Origin of the sequence: Streptomyces sp. NBC_00075, from assembly GCF_045041225.1 — a bacterium.
Taxonomy (GTDB): Bacteria; Actinomycetota; Actinomycetes; order Streptomycetales; family Streptomycetaceae; genus Streptomyces; species Streptomyces adonidis.
Genome location: NZ_CP108243.1, coordinates 8297014 through 8310089 on the forward strand (window position 1 = coordinate 8297014; position 13076 = coordinate 8310089).

A 13076-nucleotide genomic window follows, 5' to 3' on the forward strand; every position below is an offset into this window, starting at 1 on the left:
ACGTCGGCGTACACGTCCAGGACGGTTCCGCGGATCTCTGTCACGCGACCGCCGGCGCGAGTGCTTCGGTTCCGGCCGCCGCAGCCTCTTCCAACTCACCTGCCGCTGCCAAGGCACGCCCGAGCCGCACCTGCCTGCTCCCGGTCAGGCCAGGCCGAACTTCTCGGCGTGGACCTGTCGCGAGGGGACCCGCAGCTCTCGCAGGCCGGCCAGCGCGGCCGCCGTCATGGCGGGCGGGCCGCAGACGTACACGTCACGGTCGGTGACGTCGGGGACCAGCCGCTGGAGGCTGTCCGGGCCGAACGGCGGGGTGCCCTCGGCGGTTCTGCCGGTGAGCAGGTGCAGTCGGCCGCCCCGGAGGGCGATCAGGCGGCGGATCTCGTTCAGGAGTACCGCGTCGGCCTCGCTGCGGACGCGGTACAGCACGACGATGTCACCGGCCGACTGCTCCTCGAGCATGGCCCGTACGGGCGTGATGCCCACGCCGCCGGCGATCAGGAGGGCGCCGGGCCGGCTCCGGTGCAGTGAGGTGAACGCCCCGTACGGCCCCTCGACGAAGGCGCGGCTGCCGACCGGGACGTTGCGCAGGCCTGCGCTGGTGCTGCCGACCGCCTTCGCGGTGAGGCGCAGCCCCCGTCCGTCGGGCGCCGCCGACAGGGAGAAGGGGTTGGCCAGCCACCAGTGGTTGTGTCCGGGGAAGCGCCAGATGCAGAACTGGCCCGCGCGGGCGGGGAGTTTGTCGAGGTGCCGGCCGGTGACGTACACGGAGACCACGTTGTCCGACTCCGGTACCACGGCCGTGACTTCGAAGCGGTGGTAGGCATTGCGCCACAGCGGCACGGCGATCCGCCCGGTCAGCAGGGCGCCGAAGGAGAACAGCCAGAGGATCCACCAGTAGGCCTCGGCGAACGCGGAGGACGTGAAGGTCGTCGTCTCCTCCAACTGGTGGACGAACGCCAGCCCCAGGGCGACGTACAGCAGCAGATGCAGCCCGTGCCAGACCTCGTACGGCAGCCGCCGCCGCAGGGGCCGGGTGGAGATCACGCCGATGACGAGGATGATGCCGGCGGCGAGCATGCCCAGCAGGGAGGCCGTTACGCCGCTCAGTGCGACGAACGTCTTCCCCATGGACGCGTCGTCGAGGGTCGCGTAGCCGAGCACGACGAGCGTGGCGTGGGTGAGGACGGTCCACAGCAGGGTGAAGCCGACCCAGCGGTGCCACACCGTGAGCCGGTCCATCCCGATCCGCCGGTCCAGCCACGGCAGCCGGGCCACCAGCAGCAGCTGGAACAGCATCAGCAGCGCCGCGTGCAGCCCGAAGAACTTCGCGACCGTGAGCACCCCGTTCTTGCCCGAACCGGCGCTCACGAACAACGCCTCGACGATCACCACGTTGACGACGACGAACGTCCACATCGCCCACCGCGCCGCATCCACCGGAAGCACGGTGCCTCTTCGCACCGAATTGCTCGTCGCCGCCATGATCGCCTCTCGTCCCCCACGGCCGCGGTACTCGCGGCCCGCCTCGGTCGGGTAAGGGTACGGCGGGCGGACCCGGCTCAACATCCCTCTCTGTGAAGAGATTTCGCGCGCGTGAAGAGGAAGTGTCCCAAGGCTTGACCGCTCCACAAGCGGACTCGTACCTTCTGGTCGGCTGAAAGTTTTCAGTCATCTTGCAGCAAGAATCGGCAACGGATCTTGCTTGGACCTTCAACGGAGAAGGACCCCCGACATGGCCAGCAGAACCCTCTCCGGCGCGCTCGCCCTCGCGGCCGGCGCGTCCATCGCGCTCGCCGTTCCGACGGGCACCGCCTACGCCTCCCCGCCCGGCACCAAGGACGTCACCGCCGTCCTGTTCGAGTGGAACTTCGCCTCGGTCGCCAAGGAGTGCACCAACACCCTCGGGCCCGCCGGGTACGGCTACGTCCAGGTCTCGCCACCCGCCGAGCACATACAGGGCTCGCAGTGGTGGACGTCGTACCAACCCGTCAGCTACAAGATCGCCGGGCGGCTCGGTGACGCCACCGCTTTCCAGAGCATGGTGAACACGTGTCACGCGGCCGGGGTGAAGGTCGTCGTCGACACCGTCATCAACCACATGTCGGCGGGGAGTGGTACCGGCACCGGCGGGTCGTCGTACACGAAGTACAACTACCCCGGTCTGTACTCGTCCTTCGACTTCGACGACTGCACGGCCACCATCAGCGACTACACCAACCGCACCAACGTCCAGAACTGCGAACTCGTCGGGCTCGCCGACCTGGACACGGGTGAGGAGTACGTCCGCTCCGCCATCGCCGGGTACATGAACTCCCTGCTCGGCTACGGAGTCGACGGCTTCCGGATCGACGCCGCCAAGCACATCCCGGCCACCGACCTCGCCAACATCAAGTCCCGGCTCAGCAACACCTCGGTGTACTGGAAGCAGGAGGTCATCTACGGCTCCGGCGAGGCCGTCCAGCCCACCGAGTACACCGGTAACGGGGACGTCCAGGAGTTCCGGTACGCCTACGACCTCAAGCGCGTCTTCAACAACGAGAACCTCGCCTACCTGAAGAACTACGGCGAGGGCTGGGGCTACATGAGCAGCTCGGTCTCCGGTGTCTTCGTCGACAACCACGACACCGAGCGCAATGGCAGCACCCTCAACTACAAGGACGGGGCGAACTACACCCTCGCCAACGTCTTCATGCTCGCCTATCCCTATGGTGCTCCGGACATCAACTCCGGGTACGAGTTCTCCGACACGGACGCCGGTCCGCCCAACAGCGGCTCCGTGACCGCCTGTTGGCAGGACGGCTGGAAGTGCCAGCACGCCTGGCCGGAGATCCTCCGTATGGTCGCCTTCCGCAATGCCGTACGCGGGGAGTCCGTCACCAACTGGTGGGACAACGGGGGCGACGCGATTGCCTTCGGGCGGGGTGCCAAGGGGTTCGTCGCCATCAACCACGAGTCGAGCAGTCTGAGCCGTACCTACCAGACCTCGCTCGCCGCGGGGACGTACTGCAACGTGCAGAGCAACACGTCGGTGACCGTGAACTCCAGTGGGCAGTTCACGGCCACCTTGGGCGCCAACACGGCTCTGGCGATCTACTCGGGCAAGACCACCTGCTGAGCCGCTGTCGCTACCACTGTCACTGCCACTACTTCCACGTGTCAGTCGTCGTGTAGCCGCTCGAACTGCCCGTCGTGTACGAGCGGTTGGTGCCCGACTCCCAGGTCACGTTCCCGGAGCCGTCCTTCTTGATGTACTTGTACTCGAAGGACGTGCTCCTGGGGACGATGACCGCCCTGGACCAGACCGGGTACGCCGCCGAGGACAGCGGGATCGCGTCCGCCGTGTTCCAGGCGCCCAACGCCCCGACAGAGCCGACGACATAGACGTTCGTGCCCAGGGTTGTTGTGGCCGTGACGTTGAAGGTGACGTCCGTCGCGTTCGAACTCGCCACATTCCAGCTGTTGTTGAGGGTCAGCGCCGAAGTCGCCGTAGCCGCTGTCCTGTTGGCGTTGGACTCCCAGGTGACGTTCCCCGACGCGTCCAATTTCACGTATTTGTACTCGAACGTTGTGCTCGTCGGCACACTCACCCCGCCCGACCACACCGGATACCCCGTCGACGACAGCTTCACCGCCTTCGACGTGTCCCAGCCGCCCAGTTCCGCGATCGAGCCGACGACGTACACGTCCTGGCCGGTCGTGGTCGCCGCGTACTCGTTGAAGGTCGCCGTGACGGTCGTACCGCCGCCGCCACCGCCCTCGCAGGTCGTGCACGGCGTGAACTCGCCGTTGTAGAAGGCGATCGCGCCCTTCGCCGGCACCGTCAGCGTCGCATTGCCGCCCGATACCGAGACCGTCGTCGCGCCGTTGTCGACGACGTTGGCGTACGTGCCGTCGGCCATGCCCGTCGCGAAGGTGTAAGTCGCCGTCGACGAACCGTTGTTGATGGCGATGTAGCCGCCCGTGCCCCGGCCGAAGCCGATCACGCTCGACGACTTGGTGGACCAGTTGGACACCGCCTCCGAGCCCACCGCGTTGTGCCACTTCACCATGCCGGTGATCGCGGTGTCCCGCTGCAAGCAGTACCAGCCGCTTGAGCAGTTCGTGTCGGTCACGAAGCCACTGGAGTTCGGCGGGGCCTGGTCCGACGACGACCACTCGAAGCCCGAATAGACCGTGGGCGTCGACCACTTGTAGGCGAGCTGGAACACGTTGGCGAGCCGATACGTGTCGCCGTCCTTGTAGCTCATGTGCAGGCCGTTGCGCTCGGTGTCGTGGTTCGTCACGAAGGAGACCGAGTTGGCGGGGGTCAGGACACCCGACGACGACAGCGACTCCAGGTCGCTGACATTCCCCTGGAACGCCGACTTCAGCTTGCTCGCGTAGGTGAAGTCCAGGACGTCACCGGCCGCGTAGTAGTCGGAGGCCGCCGGGGTGGAACCCGGGTACACCTCCTGGAAGATGTACGGGTCGACGCCCGCCGTCGTGTTGTCCAGCTTCCCCCAGATCGCGTTCAGGTCGGCCACCGGCATGTGCTTCGCCGCGTCGATCCGGAACCCGTCGACCCCCACCGCGATCTGCTTGTTGAGGTAGGCCGCGATGCCCGAGCGGACGTCGTCGTCCTCGGTCTCCAGGTCGGGCAGGCCCAGCAGCTCGCAGTTCTGGATCTCGGACAGGTTCGACCAGTCGTCGATGATCAGGTCCGAGTCGTTGCACTCCGCCGACGTGTGGAAGTCGTCCGGGTCCCAGTCCGGGGTGTCGTACTTGTTGCTGATCGTCGTGCCGGCGTACCCCGTGCCGGTCTGCGCGGCGGTGTGGTTGATCACCGCGTCCGTGTACACCTTGACGCCCGCGTCGTGGCAGGCGTCCACCATGGTCGCGAACTCGGCCGCCGTCCCGAAACGGCCGCTCAGGTTGTACGAGTACGGCTGGTACACGTCCCACCAGTAGTAGTTGGTCTGCCGAAGCGACTCGGCGGGCGGTGCGACCCACACCGCGCCGTAGCCGTTCGGCCCGAGCACGTTCGTGCACTCGGCGGCGACCGAGTCCCAGTTGTACTCCCACAGGTTGGCGATCACATCGCCGGACGTCGTGGCGTCCGCCTGCGCGGGGGTGGCGGGCAGGGCGATCGCCCCGGCGAGGGCCAGCGCGGCGGCTGCCGTGGCACTCGCCGTGCGCCGGAGGACACCCGGAGGCCTGGGTCCATGTCTGGTCATGTGCGGCTCCGAAAGGTTTCAACAGGGGGCGGGGGGCGGTTTCAGGCTTCAACAAGTCGTGACAGTGGGGCAGTTGAGAAGGGCACGTCAAGGTTTCCGGTGAAAGTTCTTTCCATCAGTTTCAAGACTCTTGCTGTAAACCTTTCGTTAGCGATACGGTCGCGCCGGGTCGGACCCAAGAGCCGTACGCCGCAAGGAGTGCCCCTGTGATACCGAGATGGACGGCGCCCTCAACGCGCCGTACCGCGTCCGCCGCACGGATCGCGGTCCTCACCGCGACCGCGCTCGCCGCGGCCCTCGTCCAGCCGCTGGCCGCCGGGTCCGCCGGAGCCGCCACCCCGCCCGCGCCGCCCTCCGACGCGCAGTTGGCGAAGACCGCCGCCCGCAACGACCTCACCCGCGAGCAGTTCTACTTCGTCCTCCCGGACCGCTTCGCCAACGGCGACAAGGCCAACGACCAGGGCGGGCTCACCGGTTCACGCCTCGCCACCGGCTACGACCCCACCGACAAGGGCTTCTACCAGGGCGGCGACCTCAAGGGCCTCACGAACAAGCTCGACTACATCAAGGACCTCGGGACCACCGCCATCTGGCTGGCCCCGATCTTCAAGAACGAGCCCGTACAGGGCACCGGCGCGAACGCCTCCGCCGGCTACCACGGTTACTGGATCACCGACTTCACCCAGGTCGACCCGCACTTCGGCACCAACCAGGACCTCGAAACCCTCATCTCCAAGGCGCACGCCAAGGGCATGAAGGTCTTCTTCGACGTCATCACCAACCACACCGCCGACGTCGTCGACTACGAGGAGAAGTCCTACGACTACCTCTCCAAGGGCGCCTTCCCGTATCTGACCGAGGACGGCGAGCCCTTCGACGACGCCGACTACGCGGACGGCAAAGCCGACTTCCCGGCCGTCGACACCGACTCCTTCCCGCGCACCCCCGTCGTCCCCGCCGCGAAGAAGAACACCAAGGTCCCGTCCTGGCTCAACGACCCGACGATGTACCACAACCGGGGCGACTCCACCTGGGCCGGCGAGTCCGCCACCTACGGCGACTTCGTCGGCCTCGACGACCTGTGGACCGAACGTCCCGAGGTCGTCTCCGGCATGGAGAAGATCTACGAGAAGTGGGTACGGGACTTCGACATCGACGGCTTCCGGATCGACACCGTGAAGCACGTCAACATGGAGTTCTGGACCCAGTGGGCCACCGCGCTGGACGCCTACGCGGCCAAGAAGGGCCGCGACGACTTCTTCATGTTCGGCGAGGTCTACTCCGCCGACACCTCCGTGACCTCGCCGTACGTCACCCAGGGCCGCCTGGACTCCACGCTCGACTTCCCCTTCCAGGACGCGGCCCGTTCGTACGCCTCCCAGGGCGGCAGCGCCCAGAAGCTCGCCTCGGTCTTCGGTGACGACTACAAGTACACGACCGACAAGGCCAACGCGTACGAGCAGGTCACCTTCCTCGGCAACCACGACATGGGCCGGATCGGCTACTTCCTCAAGCAGGACGACCCGACCGCCACCGACGCCGAACTCCTCGCCAAGGACAAGCTCGCCAACGAGCTGATGTTCCTCAGCCGGGGCAACCCGGTCGTCTACTACGGCGACGAGCAGGGCTTCACCGGCGCGGGCGGTGACAAGGACGCCCGCCAGACCATGTTCGCCTCGAAGGTCACCGACTACCTCGACGACGACGAACTCGGCACCGACCGCACCCACGCGAGCGACGCCTACGACACGAGTGCACCGCTCTACAAGCAGATCAGTGCTCTCGCAAAACTCCGACGCGACCATCCCGCCCTCACCGACGGCGTCCAGACCGAGCGCTACGCGGCCGACGGCGCCGGCGTCTACGCCGTCTCCCGCACCGACGCCAAGTCCGGCACCGAGTACGTCGTCGCCTTCAACAACGCGGCCGAGCCGAAGACGGCCACCTTCGAGACCGGTTCGGCCACCATGGCCTTCAAGGGCATCTACGGCACCGACGCCATGCTGACCAGCGGCACCGACCGCAAGATCACCGTCACCGTCCCGGCCGGCGCCTCCGTCGTCCTCAAGGCCACCGGCAAGCTCGCCGCCCCCGCCACCAGGCCGACCCTCGCCCTCACCGCTCCGGCCCCCGGAGCCACCGGCACGGTCGACATCACCGCAGACGTCGACGGCGGCACAGGCACCGACCAGCTCAACCGCGTCGTCTTCGCCGCCCAGATCGGCAACGGCAAGTGGCAGACCCTCGGCTCCGCCGACCACGCGCCCTACCGGGTCACCCAGACCCTCGCCAAGGACATTGCCCCCGGAACAGCCCTGCGGTACAAGGCGGTTGTGATCGACCGCGCCGGACGTACGGCAAGCACCACGGCGACCTCCACCACGGGCACCCCGCCCGCCCCCGAGGTCCCCACGGCCTCCTCGCGCGACTACGCGATCGTCCACTACAAGCGCGCGGACGGCGACTACACCGACTGGCGCCTGTACGCCTGGGGCGACATCGCCGACGGCGAGGGCACCACCTGGCCGGCCGGCCACGACTTCATCGGCCGTGACGGCTACGGCGCCTTCGCCTACGTCAAGCTCAAGCCCGGTGCCTCCAGCGTCAGTTACCTCGTCATCGACAAGGACGGCAACAAGGACGTCTCCACCGACCGCTCGATCGACGTGACCAAGACCGGCGAGATCTGGGTCGAGCAAGGCAAGGAAGCCGTCCTCACGGAGAAGCCCACCGCCGACTACCCCGACCAGGACACGACCAAGGCCGTCCTCCACTACCACCGCGCCGACGGCAACTACGACGGCTGGGGCCTGCACGTCTGGTCCGGCGCCGCGAACCCCACCGACTGGGCGCAGCCCCTGGAGCCGGTCCGCACCGACACCTACGGCGCCGTCTACGAGGTACCGCTCAACGCCGGTGCCACCAGCCTCAGTTACATCATCCACAAGGGCGACGAGAAGGACCTCTCCACCGACCAGGCCCTGGACCTCAAGGCCAACGGCCACGAGGTATGGCTCCTGAACGGCCAGGAGAAGTACCTGCTCCCACAGCCGGCGGGCAGCTCGGCCGCCCTCGACCTGACCACCTCCAAGGCGGTCTGGATCGACCGGAACACCGTCGCCTGGAACGGCAACGACACCGCCGCCTCAACCCAGTTGCTCTACTCCCGCACCGGCTCGATCACGGCGAACAACGGCACGCTGACCAGCACTGACGAACGCTGGCTCCGCCTCACCAGGTCGGCCCTCACCGACGCCCAGAAGGCCAAGTTCCCGCACCTCGCCACGTACACCGCCTGGACGGTCGACCCACGCGACCGGGACAGGGTCCGCGAGGCCCTGCGCGGCCAGCTCGTCGCCTCCCAACGGGCAGCGAACGGAGCGGTGTTGGCGGCGACGGGCGTCCAGATCGCCGGCGTACTGGATGATCTCTACGCCACCGCGTCGAAAGCCGACCTGGGTCCCACCTTCAGCAAGGGCCGCCCCACCCTCTCCGTCTGGGCACCCACCGCACAGTCGGTGCAGCTCGACCTCGACGGCTCCACGGTCGCCATGAAGCGGAACGACACCACCGGCGTCTGGTCCGTCACCGGCTCCAAGTCCTGGAAGAACAAGCCCTATCGGTACGTAGTGAAGGTCTGGGCGCCCAGCGTCTCCGCGATCGTCACCAACGAGGTCACCGACCCCTACTCCGTCGCCCTGACCGCCGACTCCGAGCGCAGCCTCGTCGTCGACCTTGGCGACAAGTCCCTCGCCCCCAGCGGCTGGACGACGTACACCAAGCCCAAGGCCGTACCCCTCAACGACGCCCAGATCCAGGAACTGCACGTCCGGGACTTCTCGGTCGCCGACGACACCGTGCCCGCCAAGGACAAGGGCACCTACCTCGCCTTCACCGACAAGGACAGCGACGGCTCGAAGCACCTGCGTGAGCTGGCGAAGGCAGGCACCTCCTACGTCCATCTCCTCCCCGCCTTCGACATCGCCACCATCCCCGAGAAGAAGGCGGACCAGGCGACCGTCGACTGCGACCTCGCCTCCTACGCCGCCGACTCCGACCAGCAGCAGGCGTGCGTCGCGAAGATCGCCGCGAAGGACGCCTACAACTGGGGCTACGACCCGTACCACTACACCGTCCCGGAGGGCTCGTACGCGAGCGACCCGGACGGGACGCGGCGCACGGTCGAGTTCCGGCAGATGGTGAAGTCGCTCAACAGCGACGGGCTGCGGGTCGTCATGGACGTCGTCTACAACCACACCCCGGCCAGCGGGCAGGCGAAGACGAGCGTCCTCGACAAGGTGGTCCCCGGCTACTACCAGCGGCTCCTCGCCGACGGTACGGTCGCCAACTCCACCTGCTGCGCCAACACCGCGCCCGAGAACACCATGATGGGCAAGCTCGTCGTCGACTCGATCGTCACCTGGGCCAAGGAGTACAAGGTCGACGGCTTCCGCTTCGACCTCATGGGCCACCACCCCAAGGCCAACATCCTGGCCGTCCGCAAGGCCCTCGACGCGCTCACCCTCAAGAAGGACGGCGTCGACGGCAAGAAGATCATCCTGTACGGGGAGGGCTGGAACTTCGGCGAGGTCGCCGACGACGCCCGCTTCGTCCAGGCCACCCAGAAGAACATGGCCGGGACGGGCATCGCGACCTTCTCCGACCGCGCCCGGGACGCCGTACGCGGCGGCGGCCCCTTCGACGAGGACCCGGGCGTCCAGGGCTTCGCGTCCGGGCTGTACACCGACCCCAACTCCTCCACGAGCAACGGCACTTCGGCCGAGCAGAAGGCCCGCCTCCTGCACTACCAGGACCTCATCAAGGTCGGCCTCTCCGGCAACCTCGCCGCCTACCGGTTCACCGACACCGACGGCGAGGCCGTCACCGGCGCCCAGGTCGACTACAACGGTCAGCCCGCCGGATACGCCGACGCACCTGGCGACGCCCTCGCCTACGCCGACGCCCACGACAACGAGTCCCTGTTCGACGCCCTCGCCTTCAAGCTGCCCGCCACGACGAGCGCGGCCGACCGGGCCCGTATGCAGGTCCTCGCCATGGCCACGGCCACCCTCTCGCAGGGCCCGGCCCTCTCCCAGGCGGGCACCGACCTGCTGCGCTCCAAGTCCCTCGACCGCAACTCCTACGACAGCGGCGACTGGTTCAACGCCATCCACTGGAACTGCACCGACGGCAACGGCTTCGGACGGGGGCTGCCGACAGCGGCCGACAACGCCTCCAAGTGGCCTTACGCCAAGCCCCTGTTGGCGACCAGTACCGTCGGGGTCGGCTGCGCTCAGATCGAGGGTGCCTCAGCCGCGTACCAGGACCTGCTGAGAATTCGTACGACAGAAAGCGTCTTCTCCCTCGACACGGCGGGCCAGGTGCAGGCAAAGCTTTCCTTCCCGCTGTCCGGCAAGGACGAGACACCCGGCGTCATCACCATGGAACTCGGCGATCTCGTCATCGTGTTCAACGCGACGCCCCAGCGCAGTGAGCAGCGGGTCGGCTCGCTCGCCGGGACCTCGTACGCGCTGCATCCCGTTCTGCGGGCGGGAGTTGACGCCGTCGTCAAGTCGGCCACGTACGAGCGGGAATCGGGCACGTTCGCCGTTCCGGCAAGGACCGTCGCAGTATTTTCCCGCACGTCCTGACAAGGGCATTATCTTGGTGGGGCAGACCCTGAACCCCGGTCTGCCCCACCGGTGTGTCCAAGGGCGGCCAGATGGACGGCAACGGCAAGTGGTCAGACACGGCGGACACCACCGTGCTCGTCGTGGACGACACGGCGGCCGGCCGCTACGCCATGGGCGCGCTGCTGCGCCGCGCCGGTCACCAGGTCGTGGCCGTCGCCAGCGGCAACGAGGCCCTCGCCGAACTCGACGTACGGCTGCGCAAGGGCATGCTGCCCGACGTGGCCCTGATCGACGTCCACCTGCCCGACATGAGCGGGGTCGAACTGTGCCGCCGCCTCAAGGCCCGGCCGCACATGGCAGGACTGCCCGTCGTGCACTTCTCGGCCGGTGCCGTCACCCCGGGGGACCGCTGCGACGGGCTCGACGCGGGCGGGGAGGCGTATCTGTCGGTGCCCGCCGAGCCCGAGGAGATCGACGCGGTGCTGCGGGCCGCGGTGCGCGCGGCCCGGCTGCGCGCCGACGACCAGGCACTGGCCCGGCGGCTGACCCGACTGTCGGAGACGATCTTCACCATCCAGGCGGCGCGCTCCCTCCAGGAACTCGCCGACGCCGCCGCCGAGGGCTGCGCGCGCCTCACCGGCCAGCCCGCCGCCGTGTTCTTCCTCGGCCCGGACGACGAGCTGTACCGCGCGACCTCCCGCGACCGCACCTCGCTCGCCATGCCGGACGAGGGCGCCCACCGGGTCGTGGCGGGTCTGCTCCGGCGCCTCTCCCGTGGGCAGAGCGGGGTGCAGATCACCACCGTGCCCGCGCCGCTGTGGCCCATCGGGTTCTTCAGGCCGGGCGTCGAGCACGACGCGCGCCTGGTGCTGATCCCGACCCACGACGGCAGAGCGGCGGTGTGCCTGGCCACCCCGACCCGCAGTGTGCGCCGGGTCAGCCCCGAGAAGGAGTCCCTGGTCGCCCGGCTCGCCCAGGCCACCGTGCTCGCCGCCGAACCGCTCCTCATGTACCAGGTCGAGCGGCATGTCGCCCTCACCCTCCAGCACAGCTTCCTGCCCCGCCCCGACCGGCTCCCCGAGCTGCCGGGCATCGACGTCGTCGTCCGGTACGTGCCCGCGTCGCAGGACGCCGAGATCGGCGGCGACTTCTACGCCGCCCTGCGCACCGACGACGGCGTGCTCACCGCCGTCGGCGATGTCGTCGGGCACTCGCTGGACGCGGCCACCGTCATGGTCGAGATCCGGCACGCGCTGCGCGCCTACAGCGTCGAGGAGAGCGACCCGGCCGTGCTCGCCGAGCGCCTCGACCGGATGCTCCAGCGCTACCACCCCGAGGTCACGGCCACCGTCTGCCTGGTCCACGTCGACCCCGGCACCGGGCGCACCCTCATCGCCAACGCGGGCCACATCCCGCCGCTGCTCATCCGCGACACCGGCAGCGCCGACTACGCCAAGGCCGAGGGCCCGCTGCTCGGCATCGGCCTGCCCCATCCGCCGCCCACCGAACTCTTCCTCGAACCCACCGACCGGCTCCTCATGGTCACCGACGGCCTGATCGAGACCCGGGGCACCGACCTCGCGGACTCCCTGGAACACCTCCGAGCCGCCGCCACCGGCGCTCTGCCCGGCCTGGACGCCCTCTGCGACACCCTGCTGGTCTGCTTCGGCCACGAACGGGAGGACGACATCGCGATGCTGGCATTGCGGCTCGCCGAGTAAATGCTCCGCGGACAGGTAGTTCGTCGGCCGCGAGCCGGTGGGGGCTGGTCGCGCAGTTCCCCGCGCCCCCTTGCGGGGCCCGCCGGTTAGGGTGAGCTGGCCATACCGTCGCAGAAGTCGTACCAGTCCTAGAACAGGGGATTGACCCATGCCGCAGATCACCGTCGACTACTCGGGTCCGCTCACCGAGGCCTTCGACCGGCGTGCGTTCGCGCTCGCGCTGCACGAGGAGGTCGTCGCGACGGCGAAGGCGACGCCCGAGGCGTGCAAGACACAGTTCCGCCGCACCGAGGACGCCACGGTCGGCGCGGACACCGACGGCCACGCCGTCGTGCACGTCTGGATCGGCATGCTGACCGGGCGCACGACCGAGACGAAGAACCAACTGACGGAAGCGGTACTGGAGTTGGTGCGCACCCACGTGAAGCCCGTCGAGGGCCTCACCCTGCACGCCTCGGTCGAGGTCCGCGAACTCGACGACTCCTACCGGAAGTTCGACGCCTGACCCG

6 protein-coding genes are annotated in these 13076 nt (G+C 68.3%); 4 read left to right on the forward strand and 2 right to left on the reverse strand.

All coding sequences use genetic code 11. The features are described 5' to 3' along the window. Positions 1-144 precede the first annotated feature (144 nt). On the reverse strand, positions 145-1482 hold the full coding sequence (locus OG787_RS36340) for a ferric reductase-like transmembrane domain-containing protein (RefSeq protein WP_405538076.1): 1338 nt from the start codon (positions 1480-1482) through the stop codon (positions 145-147). 250 nt (positions 1483-1732) lie between these two features. Here OG787_RS36340 and OG787_RS36345 point away from each other — a divergent pair, with 250 nt between their 5' ends. Then, a complete protein-coding gene (locus OG787_RS36345) occupies positions 1733-3115 on the forward strand; it encodes an alpha-amylase family protein (protein WP_369030858.1) in 1383 nt (460 codons plus the stop codon). A 28-nt stretch (positions 3116-3143) separates the two neighbouring features. Here OG787_RS36345 and OG787_RS36350 read toward each other — a convergent pair whose 3' ends face one another. Next, the gene (locus OG787_RS36350) at positions 3144-5213 is read right to left on the reverse strand and encodes a carbohydrate-binding module family 20 domain-containing protein (protein ID WP_405538078.1); all 2070 of its coding nucleotides are present in this window, start codon (positions 5211-5213) and stop codon (positions 3144-3146) included. 206 nt (positions 5214-5419) lie between these two features. Between OG787_RS36350 and pulA the strand changes: the two genes are divergently transcribed. The 3 genes from pulA (at position 5420) to OG787_RS36365 (ending at position 13072) form a co-directional block, all read left to right on the forward strand. Beyond that, the gene (pulA, locus tag OG787_RS36355; RefSeq protein WP_405538079.1) at positions 5420-10864 is read left to right on the forward strand and encodes a pullulanase-type alpha-1,6-glucosidase; all 5445 of its coding nucleotides are present in this window, start codon (positions 5420-5422) and stop codon (positions 10862-10864) included. 71 nt (positions 10865-10935) lie between these two features. After that, positions 10936-12567, forward strand: coding sequence for a SpoIIE family protein phosphatase (locus OG787_RS36360; RefSeq protein ID WP_369030862.1), 1632 nt, complete (start codon positions 10936-10938; stop codon positions 12565-12567). A 148-nt stretch (positions 12568-12715) separates the two neighbouring features. Continuing rightward, positions 12716-13072, forward strand: coding sequence for a 5-carboxymethyl-2-hydroxymuconate Delta-isomerase (locus OG787_RS36365; protein WP_369030863.1), 357 nt, complete (start codon positions 12716-12718; stop codon positions 13070-13072). The last annotated feature ends 4 nt before the right edge of the window (positions 13073-13076 follow it).

Coding starts and splice junctions, on each gene's coding strand:
- OG787_RS36340 (WP_405538076.1), bottom strand. CDS start 1,482: ATGGCGGCGACGAGCAATTCGGTGCGAAGAGGCACCGTGCTTCCGGTG.
- OG787_RS36345 (WP_369030858.1), top strand. CDS start 1,733: ATGGCCAGCAGAACCCTCTCCGGCGCGCTCGCCCTCGCGGCCGGCGCG.
- OG787_RS36350 (WP_405538078.1), bottom strand. CDS start 5,213: ATGACCAGACATGGACCCAGGCCTCCGGGTGTCCTCCGGCGCACGGCG.
- OG787_RS36360 (WP_369030862.1), top strand. CDS start 10,936: ATGGACGGCAACGGCAAGTGGTCAGACACGGCGGACACCACCGTGCTC.
- OG787_RS36365 (WP_369030863.1), top strand. CDS start 12,716: ATGCCGCAGATCACCGTCGACTACTCGGGTCCGCTCACCGAGGCCTTC.